General features: G+C 49.9%; 14 protein-coding genes. 5 read left to right on the top strand and 9 right to left on the bottom strand.

The features are described 5' to 3' along the window. Nucleotide 1: 1 nt before the first annotated feature. On the bottom strand, nt 2-1,057 hold the full coding sequence (gene cydB / locus QF049_RS25060) for a cytochrome d ubiquinol oxidase subunit II (protein ID WP_307541447.1): 1,056 nt from the start codon (nt 1,055-1,057) through the stop codon (nt 2-4). Next, complete coding sequence (locus QF049_RS25055; RefSeq protein ID WP_307541444.1) at nt 1,002-2,417, bottom strand: cytochrome ubiquinol oxidase subunit I; 1,416 nt, start codon at nt 2,415-2,417, stop codon at nt 1,002-1,004. Before QF049_RS25055 ends, cydB begins: the two co-directional genes overlap by 56 nt. A gap of 383 nt (nt 2,418-2,800) precedes the next feature. Between QF049_RS25055 and QF049_RS25050 the strand changes: the two genes are divergently transcribed. From QF049_RS25050 to QF049_RS25030, 5 genes are all read left to right on the top strand, one after another. Further along, nucleotides 2,801-4,093, top strand: coding sequence for a tetratricopeptide repeat protein (locus QF049_RS25050; RefSeq protein WP_307541442.1), 1,293 nt, complete (start codon nt 2,801-2,803; stop codon nt 4,091-4,093). Beyond that, complete coding sequence (locus tag QF049_RS25045; protein ID WP_307541440.1) at nt 4,090-5,085, top strand: glycosyltransferase; 996 nt, start codon at nt 4,090-4,092, stop codon at nt 5,083-5,085. The genes QF049_RS25050 and QF049_RS25045 overlap by 4 nt, the downstream gene beginning before the upstream one ends. A 1-nt stretch (nt 5,086) precedes the next feature. Beyond that, entirely contained in the window at nt 5,087-6,562 is a 1,476-nt protein-coding gene (locus QF049_RS25040; RefSeq protein WP_307541439.1) for a glycosyltransferase family 4 protein, read from the top strand. Then, nucleotides 6,559-7,230, top strand: coding sequence for a class I SAM-dependent methyltransferase (locus QF049_RS25035; RefSeq protein WP_307541437.1), 672 nt, complete (start codon nt 6,559-6,561; stop codon nt 7,228-7,230). Before QF049_RS25040 ends, QF049_RS25035 begins: the two co-directional genes overlap by 4 nt. 133 nt (nt 7,231-7,363) lie before the next feature. Next, nucleotides 7,364-7,564 (top strand): hypothetical protein, encoded by a 201-nt coding sequence (locus QF049_RS25030; RefSeq protein ID WP_307541435.1) that lies wholly within the window; start codon nt 7,364-7,366, stop codon nt 7,562-7,564. Nucleotides 7,565-7,686: 122 nt separating this feature from the next. Here QF049_RS25030 and QF049_RS25025 read toward each other — a convergent pair whose 3' ends face one another. From QF049_RS25025 to trhO, 7 genes are all read right to left on the bottom strand, one after another. Then, on the bottom strand, nt 7,687-9,033 hold the full coding sequence (locus QF049_RS25025) for an MFS transporter (RefSeq protein ID WP_307541433.1): 1,347 nt from the start codon (nt 9,031-9,033) through the stop codon (nt 7,687-7,689). Between the two features lie 69 nt (nt 9,034-9,102). Then, complete coding sequence (locus QF049_RS25020; RefSeq protein ID WP_307541431.1) at nt 9,103-10,281, bottom strand: winged helix-turn-helix domain-containing protein; 1,179 nt, start codon at nt 10,279-10,281, stop codon at nt 9,103-9,105. A gap of 139 nt (nt 10,282-10,420) precedes the next feature. Next, nucleotides 10,421-11,215, bottom strand: coding sequence for an ABC transporter ATP-binding protein (locus QF049_RS25015; protein ID WP_036606660.1), 795 nt, complete (start codon nt 11,213-11,215; stop codon nt 10,421-10,423). A gap of 2 nt (nt 11,216-11,217) precedes the next feature. Beyond that, on the bottom strand, nt 11,218-12,078 hold the full coding sequence (locus QF049_RS25010; protein ID WP_051154091.1) for an ABC transporter permease: 861 nt from the start codon (nt 12,076-12,078) through the stop codon (nt 11,218-11,220). Between the two features lie 150 nt (nt 12,079-12,228). Next, entirely contained in the window at nt 12,229-13,278 is a 1,050-nt protein-coding gene (locus QF049_RS25005; protein ID WP_074092683.1) for an ABC transporter substrate-binding protein, read from the bottom strand. Nucleotides 13,279-13,601: 323 nt separating this feature from the next. Then, complete coding sequence (locus tag QF049_RS25000; protein WP_083677519.1) at nt 13,602-14,249, bottom strand: helix-turn-helix transcriptional regulator; 648 nt, start codon at nt 14,247-14,249, stop codon at nt 13,602-13,604. Between the two features lie 12 nt (nt 14,250-14,261). Continuing rightward, entirely contained in the window at nt 14,262-15,149 is an 888-nt protein-coding gene (gene trhO / locus QF049_RS24995) for an oxygen-dependent tRNA uridine(34) hydroxylase TrhO (protein ID WP_124116691.1), read from the bottom strand. Nucleotides 15,150-15,492: the final 343 nt, after the last annotated feature.

The raw sequence follows: 15,492 nt of genomic DNA, 5'->3' as shown, positions 1-15,492 counted from the left end.
ATCAGTACTCCAGGTGGTGCTGCTCGTTCAGGCGTTTGCGGAAGATATAATAACTCCAGATCTGATAACCAAGAACAAATGGCAGCAGTGTACAAGCCACAATCGTCATTACTTTCAATGAATACGCACCAGATGCAGCGTTGTATACGGTCAGGTCAAATGCAGAACCAAACGAACTCACCATGACTCTTGGGAACAGACCGATAAATACAGAAGCAAAGGCAATTGCAATCACAGCCCCTGTCATACCAAAAGCCCAGCCTTCACGCTTCTGACGCACGAAGTAAGCCGCAAGTGCAAGCGCGACTGCGCCAAGTACAACCATTATCCAAAGGGCCCAGCCCCGTACGGTGAATACATCGGTCATAAAATACGTCATTAACGCATAAACAGCGAGCAGTGCAGCCAGCGGCAGCATCAATTTTTGCGCTGTATTCAAGGCACGCTCTCTGAGTTCCCCGACTGTTCGTAGTGAGGCAAACAGCAATCCATGAACCAGACACAGCAGGGTTACACTCAAACCACCAATCACGGTGTACGGATTAACAATATCGAAGAATCCTGCACGCAACTGCATCTCCCCATCAATAGGCAGACCCTTCATGAACGTGGCAAAGACTACGCCGAACAGGAAAGGCAGGAGCGCGCTGGATACCACAATGATGATATCCCATGTTTTGCGCCAGCGCTGCTGTTTCATTTTACTGCGGAATTCGAAGGCAACCCCGCGACCAATCAAGGCGAGCAACACCACCACAAGTGGCAGGTAAAAACCACTGAACAACGTCGCATACCAGTGCGGAAAGGCAGCAAACATCGCGCCCCCTGCTGTAATCAGCCATACTTCATTACCATCCCAGAACGGACCAATCGAGTTGATCAGGGTCCGGCGTTCGCGGTCCGTTTTGGCAATAATGCCTGTAGACATCCCCACACCAAAATCAAAACCTTCCAAAAAGAAGAAACCAACAAACAATACGGCAATCAGCAAAAACCACAACTCACTTAGTGACAACGGAATAACCTCCATCCACGCCGAACGGATCGGCCGATTCATCGTGATCTTCCAGCTTCTCGACCGCAAACGGTCCTGCTTTGATCTCACGTACGAACAGGTATACCATCACGATACCAAGCACGGTATACGCAGCTGTGAACGCAATCGTGGAAAACAAGATCATTCCTGCGGATACGTTCGGTGAGACCCCGGCTTCGGTTGTCATATAGCCAAATACCGTCCATGGCTGTCTTCCGACCTCGGTCATGATCCAACCTGACGTATTGGCGATAAACGGCAAAGATATGGCAAATACCATCAGACGCATAAACCACTTCCCAGCGACCTCCAGCTTCTTGCGCATAGCCAGAAACGTACCGTACAGAGCCAGCACAATCATTAAACCACCCGCTGCGATCATAATGCGGAAACTCCAGAACGTTGTCCGTACCGGCGGGATGTAGTCCCCCGGTCCATATGTCTGCTGATACTCAGCATTCAGTTCCTTCATGCCTTTGACACTACCGGAGAACTTGCTGTAGGACAGGTAACTGAGCAATCCAGGAATTTTGATCTCACCCGTACTCTCCTGTTTATCCGGATCAATAAAAGCGACCACCGTCCATGGTGCTGGATCTTCTGTCGTCGTCCATGTGCCCTCACTGGCTGCCATCTTCATCGGCTGTGTCTCCACCAGATATTGCGCCTGGAAGTGACCCGAGAATGCGACGCCGAATGAAGAAACAAGAGCGATAATGATCGCGATATTAAACGATTTGCGGAAGATCTCCACATCCTGCTTTTTCATCAATTTGTAGGCACTGATCCCGGTTACAACGAAGGCCCCTGTCATCAATGCCCCAAAAATCGTATGTGGGAACTCGACGAGCAACTGACCATTCGTGATGAGTGCAAAGAAATCATTCATCTCGGCTCGGCCGTTGTTAATCTCAAACCCGACCGGATGCTGCATAAATGAATTGGCTGCCAGAATCCACAGCGCGGACAGGAATGTGCCGACAAACACCAGCCAGATGCAGGCCAGATGCACTTTTTTGGACAAACGATCCCATCCAAATATCCACAAACCAATAAATGTAGACTCCATAAAAAACGCCAGTAGCGCTTCAATAGCCAGTGGCGCACCGAACACGTCCCCCACAAACCGAGAGTACTCGGACCAGTTCATGCCAAACTGGAACTCTTGCAAAATACCTGTGACTACACCGACGGCAAAGTTAATCAGGAACAGCTTGCCCCAGAACTTCGCCATCGTTTTGTAGATTTCCTTACCCTTAACAACGTACAACGTCTCCATGATTGCAACCAACAGTACAAGACCGATGGATAGCGGGACAAAAAAGAAATGGAAAATCGTTGTAAGTGCATATTGGATACGCGATAACATAATCGGATCCATACCGTTACCCCTTCTTTCTGTTCACTTCGCAGTATGCGTATCTGGCATTGAAGCTGCACCTTCGCTGTCTGTCCGCCAAATACGTTGATGAACGTATTGTGCCAGATTACCTATTTTATACATGTGAGAATTATCACAATCTTCGTCTCTAGAGCAAAAAAAAGTGATCCTGGTCACACAAAAGATAAAATTCAGCCTATTATCACAGCTTGCCAACTTCATCTATTCATGGAAGATACTCATGTTTGGGACGGAATGCCCATATGTTAGTCTCAGGCATATCATGCGAAGTACCGTGAGGGCTTTACATATGAAGTGAAAGCATGAAGTACATGCAGAACGAATGACGCGCCATATTACAGTCAAGGTGAGGTGAACTATTCATGGAAAAACCTGCACCACTGCTAGGTGAAGACGCCGAAGCTAGGCTGGATAAGGCCAGTACAACACAGCCCCCTGTCCGATTTGTTCTCTTCCCTCGCAAAGGGAGCTGGTCATCCTTTCCCTATCCCGATATTGCTGCACTGCTGTCGATCGAGGGAGAGGTCTACTATGTCAGCAGCCTGACGCAAACAGAAGATGTACCTCCGGTCATTACCGTCATCTCCCTCCCTGAGGCCGAGCAGCTATTGCTGGAACCTCGCACCGTAGCCGTAGTCGCCCATCCCTACTGGCTAATGGCTACGGCTTCGCTGGAGCCTGAGCTATGTATTGCCCTGCTCCCTGAGCCTGCTGGAAACGAAGCAGAATCTCCCCTATGGGAGAGTAGTATTTCCAAACTGGTCGGCATCGCCGATCTGGTAGGCACATCCTCCGAAACACGTTATATGAAGCTGCTTTTCCAAGGTGCACGCGCTATCTGGCTGGGCGGTGAAGACCCTGCACCTGCAGGTACGATGCAAAAAGATGATCTCGAAGTCCCTCTCCGGGACTACGAACTGTTCTTCCTGCATGCGCTGCGGCAGATCCTGTCAGGCACTCCGGATAGCGTCACCCTGCTTCAATGCAGTGTACGTGCCGACTTCTACCGCCAGCTTCGTGCCAAAGCAGGTGCACATGAGACGATATCCTTTTTGCTGGCAGCCTATGAGTACTTGCTTGAAGATCCTCGGGCTATCAATTCACTTCAAGAGGCATTCTCCCATGCGGTCTTGAATGGTCGCAGTGACTGTGTAGTCTCCCACTATAGATTCCTGTCTGCCATTCATGCCCGGGCCGGACAGTTGGAGGACGCCCTGCGGGTGTATGGAATTAGTGCAGCCGATGAACAAGAACGGCATCATTATGAACAGTTATGTCGCTGGCTTGAGGCGGGAGAAGATCAACTTGTACGAGCGGAACTACTGCGTATGAACGAAGATTACGGAAATGCCCTGCGTATCCTTGAAGAACTTGGCGGAGAAACCGCGAGACATTGGAAATTCCGCATCTACCAGGAGACTGGACGTGTGGAAGAGGCACTGGCGCTGGTGCATGCAGTCGATATTCAGGATGATGCCAGTCGCCGGGACTATCAGCAATTATCCGGCAGTGCGCTGGCACTGCGAGGGGAACGACACGGGGCAGTCCGACATTTCCTTGAGACAGCACTGGAGGATGAAGATGCGCTGGCCCGGATTGTGGAGCTGGAGCTGTTGGATCATGCTGTACAGCAATTGCTTGGGGAGGTGCCATGATGCTGGACCCGAAGAAGCGTAGACAACAGTTGAATGGGCCAATGGTGCACAGGGATATCCGAACCGAAACCACTTACACGCCAACGGAAACAGTCGATCGAACACATACAGACGCATTGGGAAATGGCGATCACACCCCGGATCATACACAACCAACACAGGACATCCGAAGCCAAGTGCATCACTGGGGCGACACACAGGGTCAGGAAGAACAGAATGCTGCTATGACACAAGAGGAAACAAGTGTATTCAAAGAGCCCTTCTCCATTCGTCGGGTTCGCAAAAGCAAAGGCAACAAGCTCACCGCCATGCTCCAGGTTCGCAATGAGCGTGGCCGATACCTGGAAGAAGTATTGCATGATCTGAGTGAGTTCGTGGATGAGATCGTGATTGTGGACGATGCCAGCACAGACGGAACCCCGGACATATGCAAAGCCTATCCAAAGGTAGTTCGTCTGGAGGTATTGGAGAAACCGCTGTTCGCCGAGGAATGGCGGCTTCGCAACACCTTATGGCAAGCGGCGGCGGGAACACGTCCCGACTGGTTGCTCTCGGTCGATGCGGATGAGCTGTACAGCACAGAGGCCAAGAAAGCCATACGCACTCTGATTAATCAGGAGTACGCAGACTGGTTTGCATTCCGTTTCTACGACATGTGGGGTGGCCGGACCCACTACCGGGAAGATGATCTCTGGTGTCTGCACAAACGGCATACTGCTTCACTTGTACGGTATATGCCTGGATATCCTTATTTTTATCCACAACAGAATCATCATGTTCCCCGTCTTCCCTTGTCCTGCAGTTTATTGCCTGGAGTCAGCACGGAATTGAAGGTTCAGCATCTCGGCTGGGCAGGCAGTCTGGAGGACCGGGTTCGTAAATATTTGCGTTACAAACGTATTGATCCTAGCGGTGAGTGGGGCAATCTTGCACATTACGAGTCTATTCTCGATCCGGAACCTCGGCTGATTCCCTGGAAGGAGGGACCGTGAGATGGGCGTGGTGAGTATTCTGACGCATAGTTTCACCGACGGGTACAACCGGGAATTCGGTCGTGTATTTGGGGGTGGACTGGAGCGCTATATTCTGGATCTGTGCAGTGTCATCCGTGGACTCGGGCAGATTCCCGAGGTTCATCAGCTCTCTTATTTTGAAGCATTCCAGACTCGGACGGAGCAGATTGACGTATTTGGTTATTCGTACGACATGGATAATGTACCGGAAGCCTTTGACCGGATGGCAGCCGCAGCGCGCGGCCCAGTGATCTATGCCAGCTGTCTGTGGCAACCCATCACCTACAAACCCGGCAGTCTTGGCATCTGTCACGGCATTAACTGGGATCGTCCCGGGCTGCCATTGGAGACCAAACAACAAGTGGCGGAACATATTCAACTGGCTCTGGATGGACTCGTGCGCATTGTATCGGTGGATTCCCATTTCCAGACCTTTTGCCGGGCTGCGTGCACCTATACCGATCCAAGGCAGGTTGTTCTGATTCCCAACGCAGTGGATACGTCCTATTTCACACCAGCCCCGCCAACACGGACCTTCGAGCAGAAACAGGAAGACGAATGGCTTGTCGCATGGAAGAATGATCTGGCGAGTCATGGAGAAAATGTTGGTGCAGTTATATCAGGGGTGCAAGCTGTAGAAGGCAAGGATAGCGATCAAGAACCAGAGGGGAAAGAAACGGTAGATTTCCATATGAATTTATCGAAACTGGAAGAAGTTGAGGCAGATGGCGAAACGTATAGGTTTGCTCATAACCACCGGAATTCAAAGGACTGGGCTACGGAGCTTCTAGTAGAAGATGCTGAGTATCAGGTTAATGCCCCAATTCAGGGACAGGTTGAAAAGAAAACTGTGGATGCCCGGATGACCTATCCCCGCCCAATTCGCATTATCTATCCGCGCCGCATCAGCATGGAACGGGGTATTATTCCAATGATGCTGGCAGCGGATAAACTACTGGGGGCTTTTCCGGATCTGGAGATTGAATTTGCCGGGGAATTGGTCGAAGGCAGTACGGTCGGGAGAGTCTTTCGTTACTGGCATCGTACTCATCCACATGCGGGGCGAATTAACCAGCGCACGTATGATTTCCGGGATATTCGGGAGGCCTACCATCAGGCAGATATCGCCGTAATTCCAACCGTGTTCTCGGAAGGCACCTCCTATGCCTGTCTGGAAGCGATGAGCTGTGGACTCCCGGTAATTGCCTCCAATGTTGGCGGATTGAATGATCTGATTCAGGATGGTTTTAACGGACTGCTGGTACCTCCTGGTGAGCAGGAACTAACCGCTGCACTGGTACGTCTTGTACAGGATCGGGCCGAGCGAGAACGACTGGGAATCTATGCGCGAGAGACTGCACTGTCCTATGATCTTGCCAGGTGGCGGAGCCGGTGGAGCACGGTGTTGGAATCTTTTTTGGCAGAGACAGGATTGAAGGAGGGAATTCGGGGATGATGGATACGCCCAAGGCAACGGAATTCATGGAATCAAGATACATTAGGCAAAGTGACCCTAAAACGGACACGTTAGTCTTCCCCCTGCATCCGGCATGGTGGAGCCGTCCCTACGAATATGAATGGGCCCGGCGGTTTGCACGTTCAGACGATGTGGTCCTTGATGCAGCCTGCGGCATCTCCCATCCATTCAAATTCTGGCTTGCAGAGAACTGCCGCGAGGTTCACGCCTGTGACTGGGATGAACGTATTTTGTCTGAAGAGGCGATAAGACTGGATATTGTTTCTGATTTTGGCGAGCAGGCCGCCCAGGATCTGCCGGAATCAACTCTCGTCCGATTGCACCGCGCAAAGGCTAATCTGGCCCAGCTTCCGTATGAGTCGGGTAAGTTTGATCGGGTGTTCTGTATCTCTGTACTGGAGCATCTGGATACAGGCACGATGCTGCGGGCGTTTCGGGAATTCGCCCGGGTACTGAAGCCAAACGGACAGTTGATCGCTACCTTTGATGTACCCGAGATGCGGCCGGATCTGCTGGAGACAATCATGGCTGTCACCGGATTAACCATTGAAGATAAGCTGAATGTGGAAGAGCCGGACGATGCCATCTGGTCTGATATGTACGGCACGCCAATCCGCTGTTTTCGAGCGGTGATATGCAAAGGTTGAGACGAATTGGGTTGCTTTGAGTTAAGTGCAGAGTGGAAAGGAGCGCGTGAACCGTGCGCTCCGGGGCGGGCACTTCGTCCGCATGGGGCTGCTGTGCGCCGTCCGGCATGCAGCATAGCGCAAGCAGCCCGCAGTGTTCCGCAGAAGGAAGGCGCTGCGGGCAACGCCAGCACGCCACGAGGCGACAGGGCTTGCAGCAGGTCCTTTTCTATCCAATGAATCTGGAAGATACGTCGTTCCTCCAGATCAGGCTATCAATCTGACTGTTAGCGGATCACTTTCAGTTGGAGGACTAATGGCCTCCACTGCTTATTTTGCTTGGTGGGAAGTATAATTCGTTCAACGATGTATAACAAATGCAACGTGCAAACAACCGCCTTCGAATGAATATCGGAAGCGGCTGTTCGTTTTATAGTAGATGCAATGATGATAAAAAATGTTGTCCGGACAAGGCTGTCAGACCGATTCCTGCGGAATGGTCTCTTTTGCTTCAGACACGAGAGGCTGCTTCCCCTCCCACAAGATTCGTTGCAACAGCATGCCGGCAAGACCAATCACCAGCGTAGCGAGACCGATATATTGAAAGGTGGGGCTCGGCCCTGCGGCTCGAATGAGTGCTCCACCTGCAAGTGGAGCTACGACCAGTACAACACTGGATAGTGAATTTTGAATGCCAAAGACGCGCCCTACATAGGCAGGAGGGGTCTCTTTTTGCAACAAATAATTCAGTGTTACCATAAAGAGTCCATTACCCAGCCCAATGCAGAGACCCCAGATAATAACCCAAATTTCAGGTGTTTGTGGGCCGATCCACCCCAGCGCAGCGATTCCGGCACCCACGAACAGATATCCTCCACCCAGTCCCCACCCATACCCAATTCTCGGCAAGTGATTTAACGACAAAATGATGACGACTGCCCCGGCTCCTGCCGACGACCCCAACCAGCCGAGCAGTGATTCATTACCTGGCTTGATCTCCCGAAACAGGGTCGTAAACTGATAATCAATCATGAGAATGGCCATGAGTCCAAAACAGCCGAACAAAATCGTACTCAGCACGGTGCGACTGCTCCGTATAAAACGCCAGCCTTGCTTCCACTGGGAGAACAAAGATTCTGATCCATCCTTTTCACTAGCAGCACTTCCGTCTGATTCAACGGACTCCGACTTCTCCACCAAACGCCGCAAGGGCCATAATACCGCACCTGACAACAGGCGGGTACAGGCATTAATGACAATACAGATTTGTGGTGAAAAGAAGGCCAAAATGACTGCACCCAGAAGTGGTCCCGCCACTTTCGAACACTGGCTCACAAAACCGTTTAGGGACGATGCCTGAAACAGATGCTCCTCTGCCACCACCTGGCGGGTTAACGCCTGCTGAGCTGGAACGTGGAACACTCCCATCATGGCACGCAGAGCGAGCAATGGAAGCAACCATGCCGGGCTTGGTGCGAATAAAATAGCAACGGTTAATCCCACGGTGATTACATCACACAAAATCATGATTTTCACTTTGTGCAGTCGATCAGCCAGAGCACCTGCAAAGGAGCCAAGCAGTATACCCGGGACAGCCATACATACAGGAATAAGTGCAATAATCAGCGGATCAGCACCCCAACGGTAGGCCACCATCACCTGGATGGCAAGTGCATCGAACCAATCTCCAAACGTAGCTAGCGAGTATGCGATAAACATGCGGACAAACCGGAGGTTAGTCCATAAGCTTTTGGAAGATTGCGCAGATGAGGCGGGTGATTCGGTGGATTCATTGGATGTGGATTCATTTGAAATGACGGTCATACATGTACTTCCTCCCTTGGTTACAGCCGTTAGCGGTCTGTATGTTCCTTGGCTGTAATCATAAAGGAGTTATATCAGAGGAAGATCAGAGGATGGGGAGGTAGGAGATAAAAAGTTACGTACTTCATCTACAATTTGTTGTCCATATAAGGGAACACCGTAACTTTTGCCGATCTCAGCATACACTTGACGATATTTACTGCGAAGCCTGCCTTCGATTCGATGATGACCCAGGAATAGGAGAATCTGATATGCTGCATTCAGATACAGCGGTGCGTTCAGCGACATTTTCAATACATCCAGACCGTCATCCATTCTTAACTCTGCCTCACGAATCCGTCCCTGCCGAAGTAACCATAATCCTTCCATCACCTGAAAACGTCCGATCTCTCGCAGATAGGGTGCATCCTTTAATCCTGACCGCAGAACTGCCATCTGGGCCTCAACAGCTTCACCGCTGCCACCCCACAGTTCCACATACAACGCTGCAAGTGCTACAGGCAGTCTGAAATTCTTGAGCTCGTCAGTCTCTATTACACGATACGTTTCCTCCAGTTGTGCTTTGGCCCGTTGATATTGGCCCGCCTCTACATAGACTTCAATGATGTTCAGAATGCGGAGTTCGCGAAGCTGATCGGCAGACAATGCCGATGAATTCAGCGCCTGTTCATACAACTGAATACTATCCGCCGGCTCGATCAGGGGGTGCACGAAAATCAGTAGCCAATATAGTCGCTCCTCAAAGGGAATTTCTTTCGTTGTAATCAGCCATTCCAGATCTCCCTGTATAAAACGGATATACAACTGATAATACGGCACAATCTGAATGCCGAGTGCTTCCTGCTGTTGAACCAGGGTCTGTATGGCGTTTCCCTGCCCAAACAAGTGATATTTACGAAGTAATCCGTGAATGACTTCCTGCATTTCTGGGTCCTGAGCAGAAGGGCTAGCGGGTAGAGCGGACTTGTTCTCATGTACAGCAAGCCGATATCCATAGCCCCTTACTGTATCCAGACGTATCTCATCCCAACGTTTCAGCTTCTTGCGCAGGCGATAGATATGATCGTCCACGGTGCGTTCAACCGGATACTCCAGCGGCCATACCCGATCGAGCAGTTGACTACGGGTGAAGGCTTTTTCCTTGTTTTCATACAGAAAATGCAGCAGTGCAAATTCCTTGGCGAGCAGGCGAATGGATTCCGTTCGCCGGGTTACGGTGTATGTCCCTTCATCCAATTGTAAAGACATGCCTGGTTCCTCCTATGTATTCTTCTCATCGTGTTTTCAACATACCACAAAAACCCTTTGCGAGAACGCAAAAGGTTTCTGTAATAAAGAGCTTGTTATAGTACGAAACGCTTAATTTTGGAACAAGTATTCACTTGTCTTAACCCAGCACGACACGATCATCCGCCATTTTTTTGCCGCTAATCCGTTCGAATTCACCAAGCAACTCAGGTACAGTCAACGTACGCTTGCGCTCTTCGCTGACATCCAGAATAATTCGGCCTTTGTCCATCATAATCAGACGGTTACCCAGACGAATGGCCTGCTCCATATTGTGCGTCACCATCAATGTAGTCAGTCTCATCTCACGCACAAGTGTCTCCGTTAGTTCCGTGATCAGTTCAGCACGTGAAGGGTCAAGTGCGGCCGTATGCTCATCCAGCAGTAGAATCTGCGGTTGGGTAAAGGTCGCCATCAATAGACTAAGTGCCTGCCGCTCCCCACCTGACAAGAGACCGACTTTCGCGTTAGGCCGCTTTTCCAGTCCGATTCCCAGCTTCTCCAATTGCGTGTTGAAAATCTCACGTCTGGCACGGGTAACTCCGAAGCCCAGTCCGCGTCCTTTGCCACGTTTGTATGCCATCGCCATATTTTCTTCAATGGACATATGTGGTGCTGTTCCTGCCATCGGGTCCTGAAACACCCGGCCAATCCAGCTGCTACGCTTATGCTCCGGTAGGTTTTTAATGGAGCGATCATTGATCAGTACATCGCCCATATCCGGCTTCATCACACCCGAAATGATGTTCATCAGCGTGGATTTACCGGCTCCGTTACTGCCAATCACCGTCACAAAGTCTCCCGGATTCATCGTCAGATTCACACCAACCAGCGCGGTCTTCTCATCCGTTGTGCCTGGGTTGAACAGCTTCGTTACTTGCGTAATCTCCAGCATGATCACATACCTCCCTTCGCCTGATGACCCCCGGATCGCATCAACTCTTCCGTTCGTTTGCGAGCCAGACTACGCTGCTTCATGGAGCGCTGCATCGTTGGGAATACAAGAGCAATAATGACGATCACCGCGGTGATCAACTTCAGATCAGATGTATCAAACCATTCGACCTGTAGGGCAAGCGCAACCACAATTCGATAAATGATTGAACCAACGATCGCTGCAAGTGTAGCCCAGAATACCGTTCTTGCTCCAAGAATGGCCTCACCGATAATCACTGAAGCCAGTCCGATGACGATCATACCAATACCCATCGTGATGTCTGCAAAGCCTGATTGCTGTGCAATGAATGCACCAGACAGGGCAACCAATCCATTGGATAAGCTGACCCCTACAATCGTAGTCACATCCGTATTTGCACCAAAGCTGCGAATCATGCGTTTGTTATCACCTGTCGCGCGGAGTGCCAGTCCAACATCTGTTTTCATGAACAGATCGAGCATGATTTTAAACACCAGCACCACGATGATAATTAGTACCATGACATGTTCACCCGAGAATGGATTGTCCATGCCCATAATGGATTTATTCGGTGCGCCAAGAATACGCATATTAATGGAGTAGAGCGCGATCATCATCAAGATCCCGGATAACAATCCATTAATCTTGCCTTTGGTATGAAGCAGGCCCGTACAGGCTCCGGCTACCATACCGCCAGCCATTGCCGCCAGACAGGCGAGCCAAGGAGAAAAGTCATTGGAGATCATCACCGCCGCGATTGCGCCCCCTGTTGTAAAACTTCCGTCTACGGTAAGGTCAGGAAAATCGAGTATGCGGAACGTAATATATACACCAAGTGCCATCAGTGCATATAAAAGCCCCAGCTCGATCGCCCCTTCAATTGAATTCCAGCTTATACTCACACTACTTCCTCCCTGTCTATCGAAAAGAATGAGGCGAACCCGTTGCATGTTCGCCTCGCATCCATACTGCCGGATTACATTCCGGTCAGATTATTGAATAATGTTGTTTTCCTGGTCTTTTACTTCCGCTTTCATCTCATCCGTAACCGTGATACCTTGGGCTTCAGCCGCTTTCAAGTTCAGGATCAGATCCAGTTTGTCTGGAACGGTAACTTTCATATCCCCAGGATTCGTACCATTTTTCAGAATGTCCGCGGCCATCTCACCCACCTGATATCCATGGTCATAATATTTGAAGCCAACCGTTGCAAAAGCTCCTTTTTCAACGGTATCCCGATCACTGGAGAAGAACGGAATTTTATTACTGTTCGCCGTTTGGATGATCGTATCAACCGCACTCACGACAGAATTATCGAGTGTAATGTAGAAGGCGTCTACTTTGCCAACAAGAGAATCCGTTGCCTGTTTTACTTCAGATGTATTCGTAACCGGTGCTTTCACCAGCTTGATATTATGTGTTGCGAGCGCTTTTTCTGCATTATCTGCCATAACCACTGCATTTGGTTCGCCTTCGTTAATGACCAAGCCCACCGTTTTCACATCCGGCAGATTTTTGGCGATAAAGTCAGCCAATTGTACAATAGCCTCCGGATTCGTATCGGATGCACCTGTAACATTGCCGCCCGGCTTGTCCATATCGGTCACCAGTTTGGCACCCAACGGGTCCGTTACCGCTGCGAACAGCAATGGCTTGTCCTTCACTTGTTGAGCCAGCGCCAGCGCAGATGGTGTTGCGATGCCGAGTACAAGATCATTTTTGGAATCACCCGAAATTTTCTGTGCAATGGACAGGTTGTTCGTCGAATCACCTTGCGCGTTATTGTAATCGATTTTGAGGTTCTTGTTCTCTTCAATGCCCGCTTCCTTCAGGGCTGCGATGAATCCTTCACGTGTAGCATCCAGAGATGGATGTTCAACAATCTGCGAGATGGCAATCTGGTATGATTTTTCCTCGCTTCCTCCACCTGTTGTAGTCCCTGATCCTTCGGATTCCGAGCCTGTACCGCTGTTATTTCCGCAACCTGCTGCAACGATCATTGAAGCAACCATCATCAGTGACATCCAAAATTTCTTTTTCATGTGTGAGAACCCCTCTCCATCTTATAAAATGTGGTTACCCTTATCGAGATTCCATTGGCACGATAGGGCGGGACAAAACAAACGCATCAACGCATTGTTGCTTTGATCGACAAAAGCAGACAAATATAGACTTTTCTCATGCGACTGAAGTCCATGACCCGTGTTGGTGTTTTATTGTTCCCCTAATATTAAGGGGCGTCCCGATATCCGTCAATGGTTGAACCGCTTCCAATTTAGTTTCATCGTATGGTTGTGATAGAAAACATTACATAACGAAAAAAAAGCAACCCGCAAGTTATGCGAGTTGCCTATGTCTTATTCAATTAATTCCCCGACGCTTCGCGAATCTCATACTTGCACCTTTTGCCGCCATCGGCGTAACATTCGGTACGCTCTACCTCAGCTTGAAGTAGCGAGCGAAACAGTTCCAGTTCACAGCGGCAAGCTTGCTTGTAGACACTCGCGACTTGCACAATCGGGCAGTTCATTTCCGTAATGACGTAGGTTCCATCTGCATCTCTGGATGCATCCGCCATATATCCGTTGGCATTCTGGATTCGCGCGAGTTCCTCCACTCGTCCAGCCAGATCCTGGCCCTCCATCTGTGGCAATCCGCTACGAAGCAGTTTGTCCCGGCGACTCTCGAACAATGCATCCACCACACCGCTACCGGCAGAGTCAGACAATTCTTCAAGAAGTTCCAGCGTAAGGGACGAATATGATTTTGGAAAAAAGCTGTCCCCGCGTACCGTCAGTTGGTACACCGAGGACGGACGTCCGGCCGTAGCCCGGGCCTCCCGAACCTCGATCCAGCCGTCCTGCTCCAGTGCCGTCAGATGACGGCGAATGGCCATGCCGGTCAGACCCAGATCAGCTGTCATTTCCCTCGCGGTCAATGTACCTTGCTGCTTCAGCATGAACAAAATCCGTTCACGCGTCGTTCGTTCCTCTTCGCGCTTCACGATCAGCACCTGCTCTCCTGCTTATGCGTGTACCGGTGCTGCCTCCCGGCAGGCATCCGAGCAAAAGCGGTTATGCGTCTCTTCGCAATCCTCACAGCTTACGTGCTGCAGGTTGCAGGTTGGACAATTAATATATCGGTCATGTGTCGTTCCACAGTGATAACAGCTGGCAATGACAATATCCTCTTCTGTCCGGTTAATCGGTACAGAGATCCGCTCGTCAAACACGTAACACTTGCCATCGAACAGATGGCCTTGTACTTCAGGGTCTTTACCGTACGTGACAATACCGCCGTCCAGTTGAGCCACGTCCTGGAATCCTTCATTGATCATGAACCCGGTCAGCTTCTCGCAGCGAATGCCGCCAGTGCAGTACGTAATGATCGTTTTGTCCTTCATGTCACCCAGGTTCTCCCGAATCCACTCCGGAAACTCACGGAACGACTCAACATCTGGACGGATGGCCCCGCGGAAATGGCCAATTTCGTATTCGTAATCATTGCGACCATCAATAACGATGACATCATCACGTTGCAGATGTTCATGGAACTCTTTCGGTGAAAGGCGTTTGCCGCTGATCACATTCGGATCAAGATCTTCATCCACGCGGAACGTAACCAGCTCTGCTTTGTGACGAACAAAGATTTTTTTGAACGCATGCTCTTCCACATCATCAATCTTGAACACCATATCGCTGAACAGCGGGTTGGCATGCATGTCTTTCATATACTGTTCCGTCTGTTCAGGAGTTCCGGATACCGTACCGTTAATGCCTTCGGATGCGATCAGAATACGGCCTTTCACACCGAGGTCCTTACAGTATTGCAGATGCTCTTGTGTAAACGTCTCAGGGTCTTCAATCTTCACGAACTTATAATATAAAAGCACGCGGTACGCGCTGTTACACATGTATATCACCTGTTCCTATTCCATGTTGTTATTAGCCGGATCATCCGGCAAGACGACTACGTTGCAACCTTGCTCATTAAAAAGAAAATAAACAGCCGCCCGAAACATCGTCTCGAACTGCTGTCTGACATTCGACTTTTATTCCTGCATTCTAGTTTATCGGAAGCGGAATAGCTTAGTCAATATAAATGTATAGAAAGGGATGAAAGATATGGAACATTTCAACCATAAATGATTTGTCTCTGGAAAATCAAAAAAAATATTTCGAATTTGAACTAAAATCGTATTCATTTTTGCTTTCATATCCATTAAACTATGCTCATCATTATATGACTTCCCCCTG

Origin of the sequence: Paenibacillus sp. W4I10 (genome assembly GCF_030816325.1) — a bacterium.
In the GTDB taxonomy this organism is placed as follows: domain Bacteria; phylum Bacillota; class Bacilli; order Paenibacillales; family Paenibacillaceae; genus Paenibacillus; species Paenibacillus amylolyticus_B.
Note: the sequence above shows the minus strand (reverse complement) of the source record. Positions and strands in the feature narration are given on the sequence as shown.